The sequence below is a fragment of the Streptomyces albipurpureus genome (assembly GCF_023701525.1).
Taxonomy (GTDB): domain Bacteria; phylum Actinomycetota; class Actinomycetes; order Streptomycetales; family Streptomycetaceae; genus Streptomyces; species Streptomyces albipurpureus.
The window spans coordinates 363,262-389,502 of record NZ_JAMQAW010000008.1 but is presented as its reverse complement, the minus strand read 5'-3'; the positions used below and the strand labels follow the sequence as shown (position 1 = coordinate 389,502).

Sequence of the window (26,241 nt, the reverse complement as noted above, 5' to 3'; positions counted from 1 at the left end):
CACCTGTCGTCGACCCGTCTTCCTTACCCGCGGACCAAACGCCTCAGCCCCTACCCGTCAACTAAGGCCCCAAGCCGCGGCCAGGCGGACTGACTTCCCGGAAGGAGGCCCACATGACGAGCGGCGGATTCGACGACCTCTTCGCGGCACTGCAATCCGTGAACCAGGAAGTTGTCACTCTGAACGCCGAACTGGTCCTACTCGGCGAGCGCGTCAAGATCCTTGAGGAGGGCCGCGCCTCCAGCGTGCCCTTCACCGCGGGCGCGGAGGGAGTACCAGAGCGGATTCCTGGGATGCCGGTCGACTGGGACACCCTGGACAGCCACGAGATGAAGCTGTTGTGGCCACCGTTTGTGTCCTGGGTGATCTGGCTTGCCGACCGGTACGAGGTCACGAATGATCAGCTGCCGCGGCATTGCTGGTGGCTGCACGGCGGGGTCGTGGAGGAATTGACGGCGCTGTGGACGTCCCGCCAGTCCGCCTACGCCGCCGGAGAGGACGCCGGCTCCGCGCCGTACCTGTGGCAAGACGCCCTCGCGCGGGGCATCGAGCGCATCGGTCGGCTCTGGCTTGGAACGTGCCGCACCGGCCAACACCGCGAGCGCCACCGAGAGACATGGGCGGACGTCCCGTACCGCAACGCCATTCTTGCCTCCGAAGCGACCGCCTACGACGGCAGGGCGGACGGCAATGAACCGAGCGACGGGACCACCGGCGATGGAGGTGCAACGAGCCCCAGGGACACAGAAGACCACCCCAAGCCACCAGACACCGACCGAACACAAGGAGAAGACCGATGGCCATGAACCGGTACAGCATCGAGGCCCGTGCCTACTGGCGGCGGTGGCTCCCTGCCCGCTACGCCGCGCTCCCCGACCCGGTGGCGTTCTTCACGCACCTCGGCGAGCAAGTGGAGCAACAGGTAGGGGACCTGTGGGACGACCTGGTCATCAAAGACCAGCCTCCCGTCGAAGAGACCCATGAGGAGCGCGTCGGCCGACTCGGCCTACTCAAAGCGGAGGCCGAGCACACGGTGCTGAGCGAAATGGTTCGGCTGACTCCTGAGAAGAAAGCGGCCGAGGATTCGGACGACGGACTGCTAGAGAGCGACGAGGAGTTCCAGGCCCGGCTGCAAGGGGTGCAGGAGCGAACCGAGTGGCTCGGGGCAACCGCCGATGGCCTCACCGACGGGAGTCTCCAACTGGACGACCTCGACGACGCCCAATTGCGCCGCGTTCTGGACTACATGACGCCGTCCTTCCTTCGGCTCTTCGGGACCAGTGTCGAGGACTTGCGGGCCCAGGGGCGAAACGTCTGACGCCTTGATCCGACCAGCACGCACCCAGCGACGTCGTGGAGGAATTCATGTACCAGACGCCCCGGCAGCTCTCCGCTCTCGATGCCCAGGCTGCTACCGACCTACTCCATTTCTACGCCGCCACCAGCCCCGACCTCGGCTGGCAGTACCGCCTCTACGTCATCGGACACGACAGCCCCGAAACCGGAGCCGATGAGGCCGGCAGGTTTCTACTGGTCCGAGTCGAGGAGGACGGCTCGGTCCATGAGGTTGCCTCTCCCCAGACACTGCCGCACCAGCAATGGGCGGAAAACCTACTCGACCGTCTCTGGGAAACCATGGAGACAGGAAGTCTCCTGGAGGGAGAAGCCCAGGGCCCGACCGCACTCGCATCCGCAGAGCAGCGACTAGTCGCCGGTGTGATCAATGGGCCAGCACCGGAGGGACCGACCGTCCTCCGCGGGGGCACCACCGGGGCCCCCGCGGAGGACGGTAGTGCAGACCTCTGGGAAGACGCGCCCACCCGGGTCAGCGACTACTCCGTAGGCGACGAGGTCGAGCACCAGGACGAAAGGGAGGACGAACCCGTCGCTGCCGTGGTCGTCGGCTTCCCCGGACCGAGAGAATTCGGCGACCTCCTCGTGCAAGACGTCGACCTAGACGACGAGCCCTACCCTGTGCTGCTGCACCAGATCGTTTCTCGACAGCGGCCCCCCGCGAAGCCGGAACACGAGAAGGTCCAGTTCCGGCCCCAGAGTCAAGACGACTTGGCGCCGTCGGGACCCGTAGCACGCATCCGGGCGAACATAGCCGCGATCCGCACGCTCCACACACTGCGTGAAGAGCAACGCCCGGCGTCTGGGGACGAGCAGAGAGTTCTGGCCCGCTGGAGCTCATGGGGAGCGGTGCCCAACATCTTCCACCCAGGGAAGCCGGAGTTCGCCACACTGCGGGCGGAGCTGCGGCCCCTGCTGAGCGAGGAGGAGTGGTACGCCGCAGAGGCCACCACCAGGAACGCGCACTTCACCGACGCGAGCTTGGTCCAGCCCATCTGGCAGGCCCTCACGGATCTCGGCTTCCGGGACGGCCGGGTGTTGGAGCCAGGGTGCGGTAGCGGCAACTTCATCGCCTACGCCCCGGAGACCGCCCGGATGACCGGTGTCGAACTCGACCCAGTCACCGCGGAGATCGCAGCCGCTCTCTACCCGGACGCCGACATCCGTAGCCAGTCCTTCGTCGACACCCGAGTCCCCGAGGGCTACTTCGACGCCGCAGTCGGGAACGTTCCCTTCGATGAAATCGCGATCACCGACCCCCTCCACAATCCCCTGCGGCTGGCCACGCACAACCACTTCATTGTCAAAGCACTGGAGCTGACACGGCCTGGCGGGCTTGTAGCCGTGTTAACCAGCCGGTACACCCTCGATTCCACAGGCAAGACAGCCCGATTGGAGATCGCAGACCGAGCCGACTTGATAGGCGCGGTCCGGCTCCCCGCCGGAGCGCACCGCAGGGCTGCGGGTACCAATACCGTCACCGACATCCTGATTCTGCGGCGCCGCGACGGCGGGGCTCCTGAAACGCCGCCGGCGTGGATCGGCCTGTCTTCCGTGCAGGTAGGGCCGGAGCAGACCGCTCTCGTCAACAGCTACTTTGCCCAGCATCCCGAGATGGTCCTCGGCACGATCGGCCTCACCAGCACCCAATTCGGCCGCGACGACGTCACCGTCCGGCCTACCCCGGACACCGACCTCTCCGAAGCCCTGAGCCAAGCACTCTCACAGATCACACGCCAGGCCCGCGAAACAGGCATGACCATGAGCGCATCGCCGGACGCCGTCCAGCGCGCCGCGGTCGAGGAGCGCGCCGAGCGGATGCGCCGTGCGCAGGAGATGTTCGGCGAGGAGCTACAGCGCTTCGAGGGAACGATCCTCGACCAAAGAGAAGGAACGTTCCTTCAGGTTGTTGGAGGCGAGCTGAACGAACGGCCGGTCTTCAAGAACAGCGTCGAGGAACTGCGGTCGCTGCTGCGCTTGCGTGACACCTACGTCAATCTGCTCAGCGCCGAGTCCACCGCGAACGACGGCGAGGCCGCCCAGCTCCGTGGAGAGCTCAACGGAAACTACAACTCCCACATTGCTCGGTACGGCTTTCTCAACAAGCGCGACAGTCGGCGCGACCGGCGCTCCGCCCACGGAACGTTCCGCTCTGATCCCTACGCGGCAGGCGTCTACGCGCTGGAGCGGTACGACAAAGATGCTGGCACCGCCAGGAAGTCGGCGATCTTCAGCAGGGCAGTCACCAAGCCCACGATGGAAGAAGCCCAGGCTGACAGCCCGCAGGACGCTCTGGCCATCAGCCTCAACACCCACGGTGAGGTTCAACTCAATGAGATCGCTCGCCTACTGGGACTCGAATCCCTCGACGATGCCAGGGACGCCCTTGGCGACACCGTCTTCAACGAACCAGGCACGCAGCGTCTTGTCCCTGCGGCGGAATACCTGAGCGGAAACGTTCGGGAGAAACTGGAGAAGGCCGAGCAGATTCTTCGGATGGTCTCCGATGAGTCCCGGAGCCAGCATCCCTTCCAGGCCAACGTCGCCGCCTTGCGCCAAACGCTCCAGACGCATGCGCCGGACAAGCAACCAGGGGACATCGAGGACATCAACTTCGGTGCGACTTGGATTGCCCCAACGTACTACCAACAGTTCCTTCGGCAGCTCCTCCAGTCCCGGGCTGTGACGGTGAGCCGAACCTCCGGAGCGGACTGGAACGTCGAGGCATCCTCATCGGTCCGGAAGTCCCGGGTGGCGACCAAGATATACGGAACAGCCCGACGCAACGCGGTGGACCTGGCTCAGAGGCTGCTGCGCCGTTCCTCCCTTGTGGTGCATCCGCCCAAGCTGGACAAGGACGCAACGCCGGAGGAAATCCAGGACGGCAAGCGGTGGGCGGCGGAGCAGACCGAACAGGTCATCGCCAAGACCGACGAGTTGAACCGGCTACTGGCCGACTGGCTCTGGCAGGACCCTGCGCGTACCAAGGACGTTCTTACCACTTACAACAGGCTGCACAACTCCTACGTCCCCTACCAGGGCGACGGCTCCCACCTGACCTTCCCCGGGTTGAGCGACGAGATCACGCCGCGCCCGCACCAGCGCGCCGGCGTCGCGCGCGCTCTGAGTGAGCCCGGGGGAAGCTTCTTCGACTACGAGGTCGGATTCGGCAAAACCCTCACCATTGCCATGACGCTGATGGAAATGAAACGACTCGGCACGGTGAGAAAGCCATGTGTCGTAGTCAAGAACGCCACCGTCAACGACTTCCGAAACGATTTCCTCAAAGCCTACCCCCAGGCCCGCGTCCTCGCGATCGACAGCAGCGAGTTCACAAGAGAGACAGCGGCATCGTATATTGCACAGATCGCCAACGGTGACTGGGATGCTGTCATTCTCCCTCAGAGCCTGTTCAACCGCATTCCTGTTTCAGGGCGCGGGCAAGCTCAATTCGTGGCGGACCAGACGGCAGAACACCGCGCACGCATTCACAAGGCGCTGACGGGAGACAATCAAGCGCTCTCCCCGTTACTCAACCCCGGCGATGCCCCCCTTATCGCGGACGCCCTAGACACCGTCGCTGCCATGAGCGCGGGACAGCGCCTGGATCGGTCATCGCGGGAAACAGTGAAGTCCCTGCAAGGGGATCTCAAACGCCACACTCAGCGTGCCGAGAAGAATCTGGTCAAGGAAACCATCGCTGGCATTTCCTGGGAACAGACCGGAATCGACTTCATCGCGGTCGACGAGGTCCAGGACTACGCCAATGGCGAAGTCGGCGCAAACAACACTGAAATATCCCTCCCAGTCTCGGCGCAAGCCAAGGGGCTCAAGGTCAAACTTCGCCTTGCCGCCAAGGCGTACGGCCCCAAGGTTGGTCTGGGTTCCACTGGAACTCCCTTCCCAAATGCGATGCCCCAGGCGTACGTGATGCTGGACTACTTCCGTCCCGACCTTCTGGAAGCCGCCGAGATTTCAGCCTTCTCGTCGTTCCAGGCCCAGTTCCTTCGAGAGGTCGTAGCGCCGGAGATATCTCCCGAGGGAACTCCCCGCATGAAGGAACGTATCGGCGCGTTCCGCAACGCGAAGCAATTCCACCCCATGTGGAAGTCGATGGCCGATGTCAAGACCAAGCACGACATTCAGCTACCGGTGCCCAAGCATGTCAGCGACACCATCGTCGTGCCGGCGACGGAGCAGGACCGTCTCTACATGGCGGATATCGCAGACCGGGCCGACCTCGTGCGGACCCGCATGGTGGACCCGACTGTAGACAACCTGCTCAGTATCGCCAACGACGGCCGCAAGGCGGCCATGGATCTTCGCATGGTCGGGATCGCACCGGACGGGCCGGGCAAACTCGACGCCATCGTGGACAAGGTCTTCGAGATTTGGCTCCAATACAAGGACGAGACCTACACCGATAGGGAGGGTAATCCCAGCGACGAGACAGGGGCCTTGCAGCTCGTCTTCGCGGACCGCGGAACCCCCTCCGACAATGCCCGAAAGAAGGGCCGGTTCATCGCATACGATTACATGCGGGACAAGCTCATCGAACGCGGAATGCCAGCCGAGCTCATCGGATACGCACAGGACGCGAAGTCCGCAGAGGAGAAGGAATCTCTGTGGTCGGCGAGCCGACGAGGTAGGTACGCCGTCCTTATCGGCAGCACCGAGACCATGGGTGTCGGCGTCAATGCCCAGGATCGCGCTATCGCCCTCCATCACGTGGATTGCCCGTGGCGACCAAGCGATGTGACGCAGCGCGAAGGTCGAATCGTCCGGCAGTACAACCAGCACTTCCACAAAGGCATCCCAGTCCGGATTTTTCGCTGGGTGAAGGCCGGCAGCTTCGACAGCTTCATGTGGCAAACAGTAGAAAGGAAAGCCAAGTTCATCGACCAGGTTCGGACCGGCCGGGAGATTGAGGAGCAAGAGCAGGCACTCGACGGCGACTTGGGCAAGGACTACCTAGAATTTGGCGAGATCAAGGCCATCGCCACCGGCAACCCAGTTCTCCTGAAGAAGATGCAGGCGGATGAAGAAGTGCGCCAGCTGGATGCTGCCTTCAAGAACTGGAAGCGCACACAGACCCATCTGCGGAATGTGGTGGACACCGGAGACCAAACCCTCTCGGAAGCACAGAGTCGAGCCGACCTCGTGCAGAAGGCCGTCCAGGTCCGCACGGAGACTAAGGGCGAGGCGTTCCGCATGGAACTGCCCAACGGGAACATCATCACTAGACGGCAGCAGGCCGCCATCGCTCTCCGGACCGAGCTAGCCCTGATCCACCGCCAGATGCGCGGCGAGGCCAGCGGTTGGCAGCACGTCGCGACACTCGGCGGCCAGCGGTTCGAGGCCCGGATCAACAGCTTCCACGACTCCCTCGATTTCAGCATCCGTGGCCTGCGCGACATACCCCAGGCGAGCTTCACAGTCGACGACGTTGCTGCCATTGTCAGCGACGGTAAGCCGCCGCTCGGCCTCGTGACCCGCCTGGAGAACCAAGCGGAGAAGCTCCCCGGACTCCACAGCACGATGGTCGCCGTCGTGGCCGAGCTGAGCCAGGAGATCGACCGAGCACGGAAGCTGGTCGACCACCCCTTCTCCAAGATGGACAAGCTCCGCCGTGCCCGTGCGGAGCAGGCCCAGCTCGAAGCCGAGATCGAATCCCAGGCCAGCGGATCAGCCCTCCACGACGAAGACTCCGACGTTGAGGACTCCGCCAGCAGCCCTGCCGCCTGGCCTGGCATTCCTTCCGTCTTGGAGATCATCACCGCGTTCCAGGAGTGGGACTCCGGTGCCCCCTTCGCTGCATGGCGCAAAGAAGCAGGCGCTGCGGAAGACTCCCCCGAGAGCGCCCAGAGGCGCCGCGTCCACGAGACCGGTGCGGTTCTGGTGGAGGAGGTGAAACGGCAGCGGACACTCGCCCTCTCCGGGGGTGCCGCGGACGGCTCTGTACTGCGCCAAGCCCAGGAGCTGGCGGACGCCGCGACCAGCTACCTCGACATCCTGGAGACCAAGGAGGGTGACCCTCACCACGAAGGGGCGCGCGCTTTGACTCACAGTCTCATCACCACGGCCGCGACTCATCTGGACACAATGGCCGCTTGGATCCAGGAAGGCGAAGAGCGCAAGGCTCGCGCTATCGACCAGATCGCCAACGGGGTGACCCCGGAGGCGGAGGACTTCGAAGACGGTATGTCCTCGCAGGACATGGCCCTGCACGACGCTGCCTTTATGGCACGAGAGTTGGGCGGTACTGCCGTTGTCTTTGAGGGCGGACAGTGGGCCGGAACTGCAACGGGCAGCGCACCCAGTAACCCGGATAGGGGTGCGTCCCTCGCCCTCCCACTCGAAGGACGCGAGGTGGTGTTCGTACCTGACGACGCGCTACCCGACTTCTCCATCCTTCCGGACCCTCCGATCACCGATGCCGAGGTCTTCGCCGAGTTGGCGGATCGCGCGCAGTCTGCCTACCGGGTATGGGGCCTCACCCGCACCGCACGGTCTCAGCTAGAGGACGAGCTGAGAGGACTGCACCGGGTTGACGGCGCCGAGGCGAATCCGGTTGCCGCACTTCATGAGGCGTACTTCCACGCCCTCAGGTACCGCGGCGATGAAATGGAGGAGCTCACTCGCCGCTATGGAAACGTGATCGCCCAGTCCAGAGCGCTCGCGGAGAGCTTCGCCGAGTCCTCGTTGGAGGAGGATCGGCTCGACGTCGACGCCCTTAGTCGCGTCGCGGACCTGACTTACAAACTCATCACGAACCTGCTCGCCAGCCGGACGGCTAACAACACCAGACAGCGACAGCCCGCGACACCGTATGCCGACCGTGAGGAGTTCTGGCTGACCGAACGCGCCGTCCAGGCCGAGTATTCGGATTGGGAGGAACGGCGCGCTCGGAACCTTGGAGAGGGCGTCCTTGCGGAGCGAGCCCTCGTGACGGCTGCGGAGAGGGCGTTCGCATCGAGTGTGGAGACCCGTCGAAGTCGCTTGCTGGGGTTTGATGACTTCCCCGACGCCGCCCTCTTCGAGGAGTTCGCTGACGCGGTCCGTGAGGTGGCTGACCAGTGGGACCGGGAGCAGCGCGCTAGCAAGATCGTCAGCAGTACATGGACTATGTACCGTGCCGTACGCAATCACGCGGAGCGCTACCGGGATACCGTCGAGAGTGCCGACCTGATCCAGCAGTGGGCAGCCACGAGTGAGCCCATTACCCCCGCCGATCCGGAAGTTCCGGAGAGGGTCCCCGCCTTATCTCCCGGGGAGATGTACACCGTCACAGGACCTGACGGCAGGCGCTCGGAGCCAAGGACCGGAGCCGACCTGGCGGCGCGGATCGCGCAACTTGCCGCAGAAGGGGACAACATCGAGGAGTCACAACTCGGGCTGACTCTGTCCACAGTCAACGGCACCCGCTTCGAGATCTCTGTCATCCCCCGCGACGACAGCGTGGATTTCCCGTCGCACATTCCTACAGAGCAGACCTCGGTTGACCACACTCTGCGGGAGACAAGCACAGTCTCTGACATGTCCCCGTCCGCATCCGAGATAGAGGGGACCGCCATCCCTCGGGCGAGGAGCCTGGCCATCCTCCTCGGTGCATACGGCGACAGCGGAGAACTGGTAGCCGGCCGGGAGCTGATTCAGGGGGCGATCCTTCAAGTACAGGCGATCCTCCAAACTCGGGATGACGAGAGCACCGACCAAATCACGGAAGTACTCAGCGCCAGCACGGCCTTGACAGATAGCGAACAGATCACCCCAGGGGAGACATTCGCGCTCTACGACCGACTAGCGGCCAGCGCGACGGCACTCGCCGAGGCCACGGACGGCGAGCTCGCAGCACAGGCCGCAGCGCTCGCCCAGCGCACTGAGCGACATCTCGGACGCATGCACGCCAACAGCCGCGATCTGTTCGACATGCTCCTCGACAGGCTGGACCCCGATTCATGGGCGGTCCTAGCCCGCACAGATCCGCTGAAGGAGCGGCCCTCCGCCTACTCAGACAGCAGCCACCTCGCCTTCGCCCGGTCGCGGGTCTTCGAGACCTATGACCGCTGGCCGCAGGTCTACAGCAGCGCGGGAGGGGAGGCCAGCGACCAACTGCGGGGCGCGATGTGGCAACTGCGCCAGGCACCGGACACCGCCATCGGATCGGCCCTGCCCGACTGGATGCAGGCCGTCACCCACGCGCTTCGCGCCGCCGAAGAAGCCGCGGAAGGGGTCAGCCGCAGTGTGCTGCGCGAGGTCGCCCGGCAAGCCTACGAGCATCACCGAACACTCGCCGCACCGGACCTGGCCGCAGTGCACGCCCGCCCCTTCCAGGACAGTGAGCAGTACATCGACGGTGCCGCCCAAGTAGCGTCCGCGTGGGGCGCGTGGATGGAGACTCAGACAGGCCACTACCTGACGGAACGTACGGGACGAGATGGTGGGGCGGACGGCACATCGTCGTCTGCACGAGCTGCGCTGGACGAGGTAGGCCACGCCCTCCACTCCGCCGAATGGGCGACCGTGGACGACGAAACACTCGACGACATCACCCGCCGGACCACAAAGCTGGCACACACCACGTACGCGCTGGTGATGAGCCTGAGCGAAGGGGGCTACCGGCACACAGACGACAAGAAGGCCCTCGACCGGTTAGTGCGCGTCTGCTACGAGCACGCAGCGAGCTGCCGTGCATCCGCCCAGCAGCCGACCGCGATCCCCGCTGTACGACAGGGGGTGGCTCAGCGTCAGGACCAGCTACGGGCCGAACTGGGGCCCGACGCCTCCGTGCCGCCTGCCGGAGCACGACGTGACAGGACGACGGCCGATGACAGAACCCTGGAAGTCGAGCACCACTACCGTGGCACGGTCGTTCGCGGGATCACTGACGAAGAGATCGACGGCCGCGTACGAGCCGCTCTGGACCGTCACGGGTTCAAGCCATCCAGCGATCGGGCCTTCTGGTATCTGCCTCGGCGGATGACACAGATCAACCGTGACGGCCGGGTACGGAAGCTCATCGACGACCTTGGCCGCCTCCGTCGGCCCTACGAGATGGCGAACGAGCCAAGCGAGCAGACGGGCAAAGCGACCACCATCCCTGTAGGGGAGCCTTACGCCACCAGGGCCGAGGCCGAGGCCGACTTCCAGGAGATGTTCGGCGCGTACTGGCAGATCGGGGAAACGCCCGCTGGAAAGCGGCTGATCTCACGCGGCCAAGGCGCTCGACCGGACGGTGAGGCCGTGCACCACGCGCTGGAGGATCTGCGGCAGGGCGCGGTAGCGGGCAACCGAGATCCCTTCATTCATGCGCCCGAAGATGTTGCTGACCGCTGTGCGACTCTCGCGCGCACCCTGCAGACGCTGTCCCGGCACCTCGACGAGGAGCGCTACCGCGCCCCTGTAGCCCTTCGCCACCTCCGCACTATGTCGCAGTACGCCACGCTGCTTGCTTCGCGTATCACCGCCACGGCAGCAGCAGGCACTTGGAGGGAGCTGTTCCCCGCGCCGGATACGACATCTGTTACCAGCTCCCCAGTCAACTCCCAACCCGAGAACCCCACGTCACTTGAGGAAACAGCGGAACCTCCGGCGCCCCACCTGGACCCCCTCGTTTCCGGTCCCTACCGGGCAGCCGAGATGGCTGAGGCCGTAGGGGCGTTGCAGCTCCTACTCCAGCAGGCATCCGAGGCACTGCCTTCGGGACCACAGCCCGAGGGGCCGTTTGGCCCGCCTTCAGGTGGACTGGAAGAGTGGCACCGCGGACCCGCTCGGATCAAACTCCCTGACGGGTTCGTCCCCTATGAGAGTGATATCGCTGTTCTCAAACCCGGCGATGTCATACGAGAGCGTTTCAAGCGGTGGCTGGAGTCTCCGTCGTGGTCGTATCGCACGCTCGCGATCACTCATCCTCGCGACGGCTACGACGGGTACTACAGGGCTGCTCCAGGCACCCGTGTGCATCCCAGGGAGATTGTCGCGGTTCCCTCGGATTCGAGGCACCTCACAGGGGCCGATGAGGACCAGTACACCGCCCGACACGCGTTCGCCGCCCGATGGGAGGCAGCCGGGCAGATAGCCGGCGCGGCGCTGAGCGGCGAAGAATCGCTGATTGCGGCCATCGACGCCTACCGCCAAGCGTTCACAGCGACGGGCGCCTTCGTCAGTGAACTGGAACACGCGCATCTGCCGGATGCCGGCCGCAGCCTTGTCTCCCAGCTCCTCGCGAAGACCGAGCATCACCTGGTGAGACTCACTCTCACCCTTCGTGTGGACGAGGAGTCCGCCGAGAGGGAGCAGCAGCATCGCGAAGAGGAACGTGAAGCTGCACGAGACGATCAGGGCAACGTAGATGATGAAGGTGAGGCTACGGACAGGGCGCGCAAACGAGCCGAGGTTGAGGCCAGAATTGCCGCAAGTCTCGCCCGTACGCACGATCGAGCACGAAAGCTCGCGGTCGAGACCGCGCTAGAGGACGAGACCGTGCGGTCCTGGTTCTCCGAGTCGAAACCGCAGGACAAACTACGCCCTCTTCTCCGTGACTGGCTCCGTGCGGCGACCATTGGCGACGGACCGTTCCGCGACTGGTTCATCGCGAGCGGGCCCGGCGCGGAGGAAACGGTCGCTCAGCTGGTTGCGGACGATGTCTACACGAGGATGACGCGACGACCCGGACCGTCGGCTGATGAGGTCGAGCGGGTAGAGGCGGAACCCGAATGGGTCAGTTCCGCCGAGGTCACCGCCCCGGCAGAGGTCGATCTCGATCCTCCCGGCAAAGCCGGTCAGATCGCGGAAAACGCTCGTGCCAACGGCTGGCAGGTTTCCGGGGTGTGGAGCCGCCACTCAAAAGACTCGAACCCCTCCTACGCGCTGACCCTCAAAGCACGCACCGCCCGTGGAAACCGGGACTTCCGTCTCACGTGGGAGATGAGTAAAGGGCGGCACGCATACAACTCTCAGAAGTCATGCGCGTTCCACCACGCCGACAAGTCCGCAAAGCGCGGCTTTCGGCCCAAACTTGCTGATGTGGAAGCCGAAGTGCGGTTCCCCGCCGTCGAGGAAGTAGCCGCACCGCCCCAGCCAGGCGCTCCTGCACCAACGCCCCCGCCTGAGCCGACAGTCGCCGATACAGGTGTTGAACAACCCACCCTCTTCGACCCTGTCCAACATGAGCCCGCCGAAGCTCGGGAGTTCCCCGCCGCGGGCAAGCCCCCACCACCAGGGAACGACGACAGCTCCCGCCTGACCTCCGAGCACCTGGACACGCTGCCCGCACACATACCGCGGCGGCAAGACGAGGATGCCCGACTGGCTGTCGTGGCGACGCTGGCATTCAGCAACGGCCAGGCCCGTGACACTCTGCTCCTGCTCCAGTCCATCGAACTAGGCCCTGAGACCGATGACCTTCCGGTCGTGCGCGGCGCGCAGATCGTGCCGGCTGGCAGTCCTGTCTCGACCAGCCTGAACGGCCGCTACCTCCCCGCAGACCTCCTGGCGATGGCCGACACCCACATCCTTCCCCTCACGACCCCTGTCCCGTGGGCCACAGTGGAGGGCCTGGCGCGCCTGGCGCCGCACGAGGCACGTCAAACTCTGACACTGGGGACGCCCGAGACAGCTGCGACTGAGCGGCGCTTCTCCGGCACCGGCCAGTTGCGCACGCACTTCAAGGCAGCCCCCATTCCGCATCTGTCGGACGACCTACAGAGCCGCCGTCTGCTGGAGCGACTGGCAGCCCATGAGTCTTTCGAACTGACGCCGAACGGCCAGTTCGCAATGGTTCAGGACACTCCAGGCAGCTTCCAGTCGAAGAAGGGAGCTACCTGGTCCCTGTTCGCGGCAGGGAGCGGCTTCCAAGCTGGCCGGGTGGATGAGTACGCATATTTGATGGACTCCGGGCTGGAGACCGCACTCGACGTGATGGGCAGCCTGCACTCGCGCGCAGAGGCCCTGGCGCTGTCAGAGCACCTGGTGGCCATCCAAAGTCACCGCGGATCCCCAGTCGACTGGTCTGATCCCGCGCTGCCAGAGACGCTGGGAGCGTTCGCGAGCCAACTGGACCGCGAGGTCTTGCGGGCGAGGGCGGCCTTCGAGCACGAGCGCGGCCGCAGCTCAGAAACAAGCGGCATCCTCCTCGTGTGGAACCTGATGGCTCCTCAGCCGGATCGCAATCCCAGTGCGGAAGGGGAGGCATACGTCGATGAACTGGAGGCAGGCGACCGTATCTGGTTCGGCGCTGACGACGAGTACCTCCCGCGCGAGGTGCTCGATGTACGCGACGGTCCCGCTGGCCTGGTCACTCTCCGACTCGCCGCCCTGCTGGGCAACGAAGAAGACGGAACAATCTCTCTCGATGAGGCGTACGAGTGGGACGCACCTCGCAACCTCCCCGTGAGCCGAGCCACTCAGGCCGACGTCAAAGCCGAGACCGGTTTTCCGTTGTCCCTCTCCCCGTCCACGGAGGTGGAACCGGACGCTCACGAAGAGGGCAACCGGCCAACTTCGGAGGCTGTCGAGAGGGAGCCGGTCGGCAATGCGCCCGTCCCGGCGGCGGCTGCCCCCGAGGAGGAACTGACTCGATCGCCTGCTCAGCAGACGGCACCAGAGTCAATGCCAGAAGACGAACAGCAGGAGGAGCACGAGGAGGAGACGGTGGCAGTCACCGATTCGGACCCAGAGGCAGGCTCCTGGTCGAGCCGTATCAGGATCGTTCAAGAGGGGGGCTCTACCTTCGTCACCGGAACGGGCGGAGACCACTGGCAGCAGGAGGGGGAGCTCCGGGAACTCCTCAAGAAGAACCGCAATTTTGCCTTCCGGGAGGGGCGCTGGCGCTACCAGGGGGGCGGAGGGAACCGCGAGCGGGTGCTGGACGAGGTACGTGGGTACCTGCGGGCCAAGGATGCGCAGGAAGCGAAGGCGGTGGCCACAGCTTCTGTCACGGAGTACCCGCCCACCTCTCAGCAGCAGCGGATCATCGACGCGTGCCTGGCCGGCCAGGACGTCGCAGTTCAGGCTCTCGCGGGTACCGGGAAGACCTCCACCCTCCAGATGGTCACCCGCCGCATGCCGGACAAACGCATCGCCTATGTCGCCTTCAACCGGTCCATCGCCGATGAGGCAAAGAGGAAGTTCCCGCAGAACGTCACGGCGGACACCAGCCATTCCTTCGCCCGTGCGGGGCTACGGAACACCCGACTCAAGGACAAGATCAGCAAAGCTGGACGCAACGGAGGGGCCCGCCGCCCGAAAGATGTCGCAGCGGCCCTAGGACTGACGAGGCCCGTGCGCTTCACGGGCGGCGGAGTCGAACCGCAGGACGCGGCTCGGATTGTCATGTTGGCCTTGCGCCGGTACCGGGAAAGCGCCGACGCCGAGCTCGGACCCCAGCACCTTGGCGACAAGTGGTCGGAGAGCCCTGCGGCGCCAGCCCTTCTCGACATAGCCCACCGGGCATGGGCCGATATCACCGACCCCAACAGCAACAGGCTTTTCTTCTCCCACGACGACTATCTGAAGCTGTGGGCGCTCACCAACCCACGGCTCAACTACGACCTGATCCTCTTCGACGAAGCGCAGGACATTAACCCTGTGTTGGAGAAGGTCATCCAGGACCAACCCACCCAGACAATCGTCGTCGGCGACAGCAACCAGGCCATTTACGAGTTTCGCGGCGCCATCGATGCTCTGAAAGACTGGCCAGCCGATGTCGTTCTTCCGCTCACTCAGAGCTGGCGCTTCGGACCCGAGGCCGCGGCCGTCGGCAACGCCTACCTCAAACTTCTCGGCTCTGACCTGGCCCTGGACGGAAACCCGGACCTAGACACCACCCTCGGCACGGTCACGGACCCCGACGCCGTACTGACCAAAACGAACATCGCCGCGATCGGCGCGGTAATCACCGGCTTCGAAGAGGGCAAACGCGTGGCCCTGGTCGGTGGCGGGCGAGACATAGAAGAAGTCGCCAAAGCAGCCCGTGACCTCCAGCGAGGCCAGCGCACCAAGCATCCCGAGCTCGCCGCCTTCACCAGCTGGAACGAGGTCCGAGAGTACGCAGAAGAAGAGGACGACCAAGCCCTGCAAACCCTCGTCCGGCTCGTCGACCGGTACACGCCCGAAGGTCTCCTGAACATGATCAGAGACCTCGTGCCAGAAGAGTCCAAGGACGAGGAGACCCGCCCGGATCTAGTCGTCTCCACCGCTCACAAGGCCAAAGGCAGGGAATGGGACCAGGTCAGGATCGGCCCCGACTTCACACAGCCGACGGAGAACACCGAGACCGGCGAGCTGACCCTCCCTTCCCCCGCAGAACTGCGACTGGCGTATGTCACCGTGACTCGGGCGAAGCAGCGCCTCGAAATCGGCTCCCTGGGCTGGATCCACACCATCGACGAGGAGACGATGCAGGCGCCCATCGCAGTAGCGGTCGCCCCCACTCCTGCCCCTGCTGCGGCCGACGTGCGGACCCAGCTCGAACCGGCGCCCCAGACCACAACCGAACAGCAGCCGAACGTAGCGGACTCCCGGCAAACCGAGGACCCCACCGCAGGGGAAGACACCCCGCTCCGCACGGGGCGTCCACCACACGTCTCGATCTCCTTGCGGACTAGCGACCAGGGAACTCTCGTCGCCAGCGTAGAAATTGACGAGGTTGGTACCGCGCATGTCCTCGAAACCCCACTGTCGGCGTTGAAGGATCAGCCCCTCCCCATCACAGTCGAACTCCCCCTTCTGGCGCGCGCGCAGGCCGTGCCAAACCCTCTCGTCCGAGACGACGAGGTCCGGGACTGGCTCGGCGAGTACCTGCCCAGCACCGCTCTTGGGGCGGCCTGGGAAGTCATCCCCCTGCGCAACGAACTGACCCGCCTAGCCAGAGACGTACTGCGCGACTCTATGGCCCCGTCGCAGGAGGAAGTCGCAGGGTGGCTGGTGGACACAGCTGCTGAGCACGAGGGCCTAGTCCAGACCGCGCACCACAGCGACCTTGACGGTTTCGCAACAGCCTTCGCGGAGATCGCCGACGGCCTGGTCACCGATAGCGCCCCCGAGCATCTGTTGTGGGTCTACTTCCGATTCGAGGGCGCCTATCGGAGTTCGATCCTGCACCTGGCAACACCTGAAGCCCATCAACGACTGCGCAGCCTCGATCTCCCCTCGTCGACGCCTCCAGAACAGGCGACTCGAACGGAGCTGCCAGTGTCCGAGATGACCGAAGAAGTGACGGCGGAGCTGCACCTCCCAAACGGCGGGAGCCGCGCGGCCACTCGCGACGAGATCGTGCAGTTCTTCGAAGGGATGGAAACCGCAGACGGCACCAGCGTCCTCGACATCTACAACGAGACGCACCGCCCATCTCACGACGAGGCAGCAGACGCCCCCCAGACAACCACTATCCCTAGCCCCAACACGGGCTCCGCAACAAGCGGCGGGGAGCAGAGCCCCACCACCGCAGTACCGACGCCTCTACCCTGGGATACAGACAAGATCCGCAAGCGCGCGGCAGCGGGTATCCGCCGGGGGCAGGACGGTGCCATCAGAAACCTCGCCCGTGACGTCAGCGAAGCTGTGGGGTCGAGCCGGGCGCGAGTCGTCTGGGAGCAGGACAATCCCTTCGCTCAATTCGAGGCGAATCTCCAGCACACCCTCGACAGTTTCAGCGCCGACGACGCGCCTTCGCGTGACTTCCTGCTGGAGGTAGCGGGCGAACTCCACGCGAGCATCGAGCAAATCGCGGCAAGGGCGGGAGAGCACTACAACTCACTGATCACGCCGAATGCGGGTGATCCCAGGCTCCTAGCCGCTTTGGACGAACAGCTCACCGCCGAAAACCGCTTGCCGGAGCTCAGCAACCCCTTCGTCCGTGAAGCCCTGATTCTGGTACTCACCACGATCGACGAGGCAGAACGCACCGCGCGCGGTCGGAAGCTCAAACCGGCCGCCGTACGCGACGCCCTCGATCAGATCGTCGGCCTGGCCGGGTCCTCGTCCGGAGGCCCCAACGCCGAGCTGTTCCCTCACATTGACGCGGCCTTGACTCCTGTGAAGGTACAACTCGACGCCGCGCGGGAAGTCATGGCAGAGCTGGGCCTCAACGCCACCGTGCTCGACGAGTACACCCGCCTACGGACCCTTATCGCCAATCACCGGGAGAACACTCGACCAACAGAGACCGTCTTGCCGCAAACGGAAACAGAGAGTCCCGAGCCACCAGCACCACCGCCGCTGGCCGACCGCGATATAGCCCTGGCCCTGAGCCTAGCCCCGTACTGGCAATTCGGGCAGATGATCTTCGATATCGACAACGGCGTGAAGCGGTACCCAGACGTGCATGGCACCCACATCCGAGTTCCCGCTGGTCCGGGCAATGAGGAAGGCCAGGAGCGGGCGCGCGTCCACTCCTCCCGTGCCGGGCTGGAGATATCCGTATCGGCGGGCGAGGCAGTCCTCCGATCAGGAAGGATCACCTGGGCCAAGGCACTGACCTGGCTACGTCCTGCGCTAACGCCCCTGCGTCAGGAACTGGTGAGCGCGACCTGGCGGACAGACAACGCTCTGAGCCGCTCCGAGGACGCGTTCACCGCCATCGGGGAGAGCGGAAGATTTCGGGCGGCTGGCCGCGAAGTCCACCACCTGTTGCAGTCGTTGAAGTCCACGATCATCCAGGATTCCGTGCAAGCACATGAAAGCGGCCAAGCCGCCGGCATGCTCGCTCGGAACCAAGCCCGAGCCCAAGGAACTGAAGAGGGCCTGATCAGTCTCGACGACCTTGTGGACCCCTCCGGTGGGCAGGACCGGACAGCGGAGCAGGACGCGCTGGAGCGTGTCAGGCAGTTGCGCGCCCTATTGCCGGATCGCCACACCGGAACCAAACCTCTCCGGGATGTGGGCCCAGGAGATGCGTTCTGGCAGGTCTCGCACCAGCGGCTGGTGTTCGTCGCAGACGGTGGCGCAATCATGCAAGGAAGCCAGATCGCCATCCCCGGAACCATCTACCTGGGCGGAGGCGAGACCCGCCCGTACACGTGGGCGGTCGACAGCTGGGAGTCCCTCGACACACAGGTGCAGCACCTCATGCTGCCGCAGTCCCTGGCCAGCCTCATCGATCTGCCCCCCGACCGCAGTGCGGCCGCCCTACCAGCCAGCCCCGCCGGGGCTACAGCTGAGACCGCCGAAACGGACACTGCCGCCTCTCTCACGCAGGAGAGCACGACCACAGACTCGACCTCGACGCATAACGAGTCGGCTGGGGTTGAGACCTCCCTTACTACGGAGGAAGCAGCGCCTGGGATACTCCCCCACTCGGCGGCGAACACTCAACGGCAAGAGGAATCTGGGGCACACACCACCCCGAAGGAGCGAGAACCCGCCGCGGGTGGGGAGGCAGTTCCCGAGCCCGCCGAGAACACGACCGCGCAGCCCTATCCCGACCGCTACAGCTATCTGCAGGACTCCGTCGAACTCCGCCGGACCTACGAAGCGTGGGCGCACTCCAGTACCGCACGGACGATGCTCGCTGAAGAACAGGAGCTTCGTCAGGAAACGGGTGTGAGCGGCGCCACCGAAGCCGGGCAGATCGAGGAAGGATGGCGCGCGGTCTACCAGGCAGCTATGCGAGCCAACCGCGACTGGCACGCACTCGCCGAGAGCCACAGCGCGTTCGTCTCCACCGCTTCTCAGGCAGGACGCGCTCTGGATCAGCGCGAGGCTTTCGTGAGCGTGGACGACCGGCGCTTGCTCCACGCACTCGTCACCCAGGCACGGGCCCACTCCGAACGCCTAGACGCCACAGTCAACGCGCAGCAGTCTCCGCCTCCGCAGTCGGCGGCCATCGTGGCTCCAACGCTTCCCGTTGCGGACGCGTTGAACGCGGAGGAGTCTGCGGTGGTCAAGGAGCCGCGCCCGAGCGAGCTGGCGAGCCAGTCCGACGACCTGGCGGCTGAGGCCGATTGGCTCACCGACGACACTGGTTCGTGGCAGGACGTGATCGACACCACGGCCCCCAGGAGAGACGTCCAGAGGGCACCAGACCAGCAGCCCGTGACGCCGACCAGTTCGCGTCCCAGCGAGGTGGAACACCCCGGATCCTTTTCGTCCGGGCCTACGCCCCGCGACGCACCCGGGCACCCTGGAACAACGGTCTCTCTGGGAGCCGTGCCGACCGCGCCGCATGCCTTACCCGACACCAGCGGCTTGGAGGAACCCGTGGCTCAAACACAGAGTGACCCGGAGGATCTGGCCATCTCGGGTACCAGCCATGCTGATGATCTGGAGAGGCACTTCCAGAGCATGCTGAGCCTCTTCCAAGAGAGCCCGGTGAGCGATACAGCAGGAGAAGTTCCCCGGTTCAGCGCGGAGGACGCTCAGCGTCTGGCAGAGAGGTACACGATTCTGCGTGAGCAGTTGAGCCTCATACTCACCGATGTCGGTGGTCAGCCGATGATCGCACGGACCGAAAACGCAGCGGTCGACACTGCCGACGCCGCAGCCCTGGACGCTGCGGTGGGAGCTGCCCAAAGCGAGGCGGGATACTACTGGGGAAGTCCCGAGTGGGAGAGCATCCGCCAGGTCCGCCAAGCAGCCCTGGGTCTGCGAGCAGCCGTCCGTGAAGCACTGGGCACCTACGCCGAGTCCCTGGTACGCGATATCCGGGCTCAGGGCCTGGATAGAACTATCCAAGCGTGGACCGCACGAGCTGTCTCGCATGCGGCGTTTGCCTTGGCCCGGCGGCTGGACCGTGGTGGGCAGCGGGACAGTGGCGGGTGGAGGGCGATGTGGCGCTTGCACCGTGCGGCAGTCACGAGGGCTGACCGGTTGACCGGACTTCTACCGGCTGGTCAGGAGGTCGGCCGGGCAGATCAACTTCGGGGAGCGTGGCGGTGGCTCGCCGCCCGGATCAACACGCGGTCCGAGGAGTCGACGACACCCCGCGAACCGGGGCGTGCCCAGTCCCTGATCGCGAACGGCTACGAAACCATCAAGCGGTACTACCAGCTGGCAGCCGACCGGATCGGCGACCTGGCTCAGCACCCCGTTTGGCGCCGCCTTACCTCGGTCTTCAAGTCCTCACGAGAAGTGCTGGACAGGACCTGGGCTGGTACTCACCGGCTGCATGCCGATAACGAGACGCTGGGCACGGGCCGCATGTTGTGGGTTCGTACGGTCGAGGTGATCGCCCACGGTATTCGCACGCTTCTGGACCGGCTCGCCCGCGGGGGCAACCGTGAGGGGTTGAGGTACAACGTCCTGCGGGCACTTCATCACGCGGCGGAGGACCACCTTTCTCACCTTCGCGGTTACCTGCCTGAAGACGCCACGACTCCACTAGGGACCTACTCCGATCCTGCACCTGCCACGACGCATCTCCAAGACATCACCTCAGAACCGGGGAACGTAGCGGAACTGGCCGAGAGGCCGGAACTGGCTACCGCCGACACGGGGCAAGAATGGCTCCCGAGCGCCAACGGAGACTGGGAACAGCTGCTACGAGCAGCAGAAGTGGTGACGGAGTCGAACTACGCCTCGCCCGTGGCGCTTCAACTCCGTCTGCAGGTCGGGCATCAGGAATCTGGTGACCTACTCCGTCGCCTAGAGGAACTGAAAATTGTCGGGGCCCCTGCCCGGGGCAGTCTCCGCAAAGTACTGCGCAGTCCGGGCGAAGTTGCACGGATCATCGGTGCGGCGCGAGCAGCACAGGAACCGCAAAACCAATGGAGGCCACGTCACAACCCCTTCCGGAGTACGTGGTTCGACGAAGTCCGAGCCGCGCTCCCGCGTGAGCCGCAACCACAGGGTGCGTTGTCACGCAGCGACATGATCAGTCTACTGTTCCGCGAGAACCAGCGGGTAACACAACACGAGACAGACCAGGAAGGAGCCGGGCAGCGAGCCAATCATGCGGTGGAGCTCTACCTGAGCGGACGGGGTAACGAAGTCCCAGCAATGCTCGCCGGCGAGGGTTTCTCGTACGCTCCAGACATCGAGGGCAAGCACTGGGAAGCAAAGGCCACCGTCGATAGTAGCTACCGAACGGTGGGGCGGGGAAACGCTCTAGATCCCGCCCCCAGCGGCGAGACCACCCCCGCTCAAGGCAGCGAGCGAGTTGCTCAGTTGCCGTTGCCGCAGCGCCGACGTACCCCCTCTGAGTCACCGGCCCCGCCTGCCAGCCCGCACTCACCACAGGCCCAACCATCGTTCGCAGCCGCACCCGGTAGGCCCACCAACCCAAAGAGGGAACTTGCGATTCAGGCGTACCGGCTGGGCTCGAAAGCGCAATTCGCCGCCGCCACGGCGACCACTCCCGCAGAGCAGAAGAAGGCCGAAAACCTCCTCCAGCTGGCGGAGAAGTCACGCGTCGCATCGGAAAAGCTGAGCAACCCGTCTCCCTCAGCCACGCCGGGCACGGACGCCCTCATGGCTGAGCCCTTCCTCGCCGCACTGCGTGCCCATGCGACGGCCCAAGGAGCAGCACTGCCCGAGGACGTAGTGCAGAGTGCGTGGACTGCGGCCGCCAAAGCCACCGGCTCGGTGCAGCGCCCGGGTTCCCCCCCTGCAGGAGAATCACCCACGAAGGCGGACAAAGGCCGCCCTGACAGGCACGCGCAGCAGCAGGTCCACCATCAGCAAAGCAGTTCCCCAAATGCGCCTGGGCGGCGCTAGAGCGATGGGCTACGGGTGATGAACCGTGTAGTGAGATCACTTGCGAGTGTAGGCAGCGAGTACATCGCGGCTCCGGAACAGGCCCAGTGAGGCGTCCAGGTAGACCGGAACCTCTGCCGATGCTTCCAACGCCTCGACTGCCCCTGTGGACAACGCAACACGTGCTCCTTGACGCGGTGTGGAATCCGTACCGTCTTGGACGATCGGGAGTCGCCCGTAAAGCTTCGACGCATCGGTGCCGCCACTGTTGTGGATGAGTCCGTATGCGGTCCCGGTGTCGTCGACGGCGGTGAGGTCCACCCCCTTGCGGGTTTGGGTACTGGTGTAGCAACGGCCGGTACCGGATGAGAGGTCGAACGCCGTCTGGCCGGAGATCAGGTACCGGCCGTTGGGTGCGATACGGGTGGAGGTCTGGGCGGAGCCCGGCTGGAGCGTCAGTTCCTCGGCAGAGGAACAGCTGACCGCAGCGAGGCTCTTCCCCGAGTGCAGGTCGTGGACCGCAAACAGTGTCTTTCGGTCCCCGAGGACGGGCCTATCGGTCTGGAAGTCTGTCTGATTCCAAGCGGCAATGAGATAGCGCCCAGCGGCGGCAATTGGGATGCCCGTGTACATGCCGTCTGGTGCGGCCGATGTGCTGACCCACTTGTCACCGACCTGGAACCCGGTGGTGCAGGGTGTGCCACCGTTGCCCCACTGGTCGCAGTCCTTGGTCTGCCGAAACGCAGTGACAACGCCGGCTTCGGTAACAAACGCAGGGGAACTACCAACGGTGCAGCTGACTCTTCCGCACTTCGGCACGGTCGCGGTTTGGGTCTTGACGGACTTCTTTGCGCCGGTGGCCGGATCGATCACCGTGGCGTCGGAGGTGACGCCGTCATCCGATGCTCCGACCAGAAATCCCGTGTCCGTGGCAATCAACGAGATGCCCCGGTCCGCGGACGTCGGCAAGTCCAGGCTGTGGTCGGCCTTGGCCTGTGCACGCGAGGAGGCGGGGACGATGTCCACCGCGGTGGTGTCGCCCTTCTTGGTCAGCCCACCGCCGCCTGTCTTACCGAGCCGTGCGATGATCACCCGCTCGATATCTCCCCTGGTCACCACAAAGACTCCGGTGCGGGCACTACTCACAGCTGAGGGTGTGTATGTCCAGGCGAGCTGTCCTGTGGTCAGAGAGTAGGCACGTACTTGGGAGCCGTCGTTCATGGCCTGGATGGCGAGCTTGCTTCGCGGCGCGACAGCGACGAGTGGGAAACCGCTGGCTCCAACTTGCATATCGGGGGTCTCGGGGCTAGCCGTTGCACTCCAGCCCCGTGCGGTATCGAAGCCCTCGGGAGTGGGAACGCGGGCCGGGGGCCTGGGGCCGGACACTCTCGGCCCCAGACCCGGCGAATCGGAAGAGTGTGGCCTGCCTGACGAGGTGTCACACGCGCTGATACCGGATAACAACACAGCGAGCAGAGCAGGAACGGCCATACGGCGCAGCGGGCGGCATCGCGCTCCGGCTTGGTATGCCGCAGCCTCGACCCACGCACTCCCCTGAAGATGGATCATCAAATCCTTTGTAAACACGGGTAGTTGGGACACCTCTCAGAAGCCCACACTAGCCATATGGTCCCTTAACCGTGTCCTATGTGGTGAGGTAGAGGAGTCGTTTGAGCAGCAGAGGGCGGCTCCAAGGCCGAGAAGGGTCAGGTAGTTGCGGGGGCGGCGTTCCTATCGGGTGGTAGAGCCTGCGGTAGCCGGTGAGCCAGGACATGGTTCGCTCGATCACCCACCGGCGCCGCCCGAGTCGTTCGCTGGACTCGATTCCCTTGCGGGCGATGCGGACGCCGATTCGATTCCCGCGGACCCATTTCCGCAGTTCAGGGATGTCGTATGCCTTGTCAGCGTGGAGCTTGCGGGCTTGGAGTGACGGCCGCGTTCGGGGTCGTGTCTCGTGTGGAGACCCATGACCATGGGCTTCAGGAACTGGCTGTCGTGGGTGTTGGCTGCTGAGACGCCGACGACGAGGGGCAGGCCCCTCGCGTCCGACAGGACGCATCCTGAATCCCAACTTGCCCTGGTCCACGGGGCTCGGACCTGTGAGTTCGCCCCCTTTTCAGCCCTGACGTGGGCTGAGTCGAGGACCGCCCGGGAGAGATCGAGAGGCCGACGCCGTCTAGGCGGTCCAGGATCTCTTCGTGCAGCCTGCCCCAGACGCCAGCACTCGACCAGATCAGGAACCTGCGGTGCGTTGTCGACTTCGATATCCCGAAGCATGGCGGCAGCGCCCGCCAGGCGCACCCGCTGACCAGGACGTAGATGATCGCCGCGAACACTGTCTCATCAGGCGTGTCCTGCGTACCACCGCCTTGCGACCGCACTCGGGACGGCGGGACCAACGGCTCCGCGATCTCCCAAAACCCGTGCGGAACAAAACAACTCCATGTACCCCGCCCCAAACCGAGGTCAACGACGCCTCACCACGCAGGACACAGTCTAAGGAGAACGGCTACGAACCCTCCTCGTCTCCCATGCCAGTACTACGACGAGATGAACTCGCAGACGGCGGTCACGGGACAGCGGGCTCACAACCGCCATCTGATTCCCAAGGGCGGCGGAGGGTCCGGAACGGGCCTTCGCAACCTCGTGCCGTAGTACGTCAATGTGCGACTCACGGGCGTAGGGGCGGCAGCGGAAGCCGGGCGAAGAGGGCTCCGCCTCTGGCAGTCAAACCACTTGCTCTTCCCTTGTCGCCCCGCACGCGCTGGAACGCCCTGCCGACCGGGGCCAGGACACCCGACGTCCCGCGCCGCTGGACCGGTCGGGGCATCGTCGTCGCGACTGGAAGCCGAACTGTGTCCCACCACCATGGCAGGTCACTCCAGGCACACAGCGCCTCTCGGCCCGCCGGGTGCGAAGGCTGCCCGCTCCTCTGCCCGTAGATCACGGCGAAGCGTCTTGCAGATCTTCGTGATGGATTCGGAAGCGTCTGGAAGAGCTGTAGCCCAGAGTCTGCACCGTGCGCCCACCGTCGACGGATACTTAGGGGGTAGGGCCTGGAGGTCCCGCAGGGCGTAGAACTTTCTGAAGATCTCGACACTGATCAAAGGACTTCACTTCGTCGATGCGGCTGCACTGCTGAACCTGCTTCCAGGGAAGTTCAGCCTCCCCGCCTACAGCCTCGCCCACCCACCCGGGATCCACCTGGCTGATAATGAATGCGATGAGAGAAGCGGTCAGCCCTGCCAGGATGGGCATCAGCCCACGCTGACTCTTCGACTCCTCGGCATGGCTAACAGTGGTGTCTGTCAATGCTGCGGTGCAGCGGAGTTCGGATTCCCGACCGTCGACCAGCACGGTGTAGCTGATGCTCTGCCTTCTCTTGAGCAGTGACGGTGGAACCCGGATAGATGTACCCGCCGTGTCAGCTGCTGGGGCACTCGTAGAGTCGGGTGACGACGTGCTGGAGAGTAACGCAGCCACCGACGCGCCAAGGTCGAACACAATTGGCGCGTCGCCGTGGAACTGCTGCGCCGTGATGTCCTTGCGTCCGACGTTGGTGACGACGATCTCCGCGATTCTGGGCGCCTGAAGTACCGCGCCGTCGTGCGAGACAGTCAGATGTGACGAGTATTGATCATCATCAACGAGCGCAACATTCTTCTTGAGCTGGTATGTCAACCGTCGAACAGGGTGCGCGCTGCGTATCGCTGCCCATGCCCCAGCTGCCCCCACCAGGAGCGCGACTAACGAGGTGGCGACGGTGGTCCACAGGGTGCCGGAGGTGTACCACTCCGACGAGGCGTTCGACATCATGGGACGGCATCATAGGCAGTCGCAAGGTATCTGGGCTCCATGCGTAACATCACGCCTTTGCCCCCACATAACTACGTCGTTATCTCACAACGTAGGGAGAACGCATGGGCGACATCGAGATCATCGGGCGCGCACGGGTCGGCAAGGACACAGCGGGAAAGTGGCTCATTGGAGATTCTCGCGCCGCCGAACAGGAACTTCTCACCAGAAGGCACCCACTCTTCTCGCCAGCTGTCAGAGCACTGCACATAGGCCAGCCTCCACCCCCAGAAAGTCCGCCGTTCCACTGTTCCACCGCTCGGACACCCCAGTGAGAACTGCCCCGGGCAACGAAGCAAGAGTCAGCGCGTTCTTCCGCTCCTACCACCGCGCCCCCGGACACCCGCCCCCGGCAGGACGCAGTCTGGGGTGAAACCGAAGCCGAGGCACAGCCGGTCGGAC

The 26,241-nt window shown here is 64.7% G+C and carries 5 protein-coding genes and 1 pseudogene; 3 read left to right on the top strand and 3 right to left on the bottom strand.

Going from position 1 to position 26,241, the window contains the following annotated elements; translation table 11 throughout:
* Nucleotides 1-113 precede the first annotated feature (113 nt).
* Genes NBG84_RS10785 through NBG84_RS10775 form a run of 3 tightly spaced genes read left to right on the top strand, consistent with a single transcriptional unit; the run spans nucleotide 114 to nucleotide 22,005 of the window.
* Complete coding sequence (locus NBG84_RS10785) at nucleotides 114-806, top strand: hypothetical protein (protein ID WP_250919100.1); 693 nt, start codon at nucleotides 114-116, stop codon at nucleotides 804-806.
* Nucleotides 797-1,318 carry a hypothetical protein gene (locus NBG84_RS10780; protein WP_250919099.1) on the top strand — a complete coding sequence of 174 codons (522 nt, stop codon included), beginning with the start codon at nucleotides 797-799 and terminating at the stop codon, nucleotides 1,316-1,318. Before NBG84_RS10785 ends, NBG84_RS10780 begins: the two co-directional genes overlap by 10 nt.
* 47 nt (nucleotides 1,319-1,365) lie before the next feature.
* Nucleotides 1,366-22,005: a UvrD-helicase domain-containing protein gene (locus tag NBG84_RS10775; protein WP_250919098.1), complete on the top strand. Its 20,640-nt coding sequence runs from the start codon at nucleotides 1,366-1,368 to the stop codon at nucleotides 22,003-22,005.
* A gap of 36 nt (nucleotides 22,006-22,041) precedes the next feature.
* On the opposite strand, the gene NBG84_RS10770 is transcribed toward NBG84_RS10775, so the two are convergent.
* The 3 genes and pseudogenes from NBG84_RS10770 to NBG84_RS10760 all read right to left on the bottom strand — a co-directional run bounded on the left by NBG84_RS10770 (nucleotide 22,042) and on the right by NBG84_RS10760 (nucleotide 25,800).
* Complete coding sequence (locus NBG84_RS10770; protein ID WP_250919097.1) at nucleotides 22,042-23,130, bottom strand: hypothetical protein; 1,089 nt, start codon at nucleotides 23,128-23,130, stop codon at nucleotides 22,042-22,044.
* Between the two features lie 499 nt (nucleotides 23,131-23,629).
* Nucleotides 23,630-24,443, bottom strand: a pseudogene (locus NBG84_RS10765) (IS5 family transposase).
* Between the two features lie 583 nt (nucleotides 24,444-25,026).
* Nucleotides 25,027-25,800: a hypothetical protein gene (locus NBG84_RS10760; RefSeq protein WP_250919096.1), complete on the bottom strand. Its 774-nt coding sequence runs from the start codon at nucleotides 25,798-25,800 to the stop codon at nucleotides 25,027-25,029.
* Nucleotides 25,801-26,241 lie beyond the last annotated feature (441 nt).

Excerpts from the sequence above, each read along its gene's own strand:
- NBG84_RS10785 (WP_250919100.1), top strand. The coding sequence starts at position 114 with ATGACGAGCGGCGGATTCGACGACCTCTTCGCGGCACTGCAATCCGTG.
- NBG84_RS10780 (WP_250919099.1), top strand. The coding sequence starts at position 797 with ATGGCCATGAACCGGTACAGCATCGAGGCCCGTGCCTACTGGCGGCGG.
- NBG84_RS10775 (WP_250919098.1), top strand. The coding sequence starts at position 1,366 with ATGTACCAGACGCCCCGGCAGCTCTCCGCTCTCGATGCCCAGGCTGCT.
- NBG84_RS10760 (WP_250919096.1), bottom strand. The coding sequence starts at position 25,800 with ATGATGTCGAACGCCTCGTCGGAGTGGTACACCTCCGGCACCCTGTGG.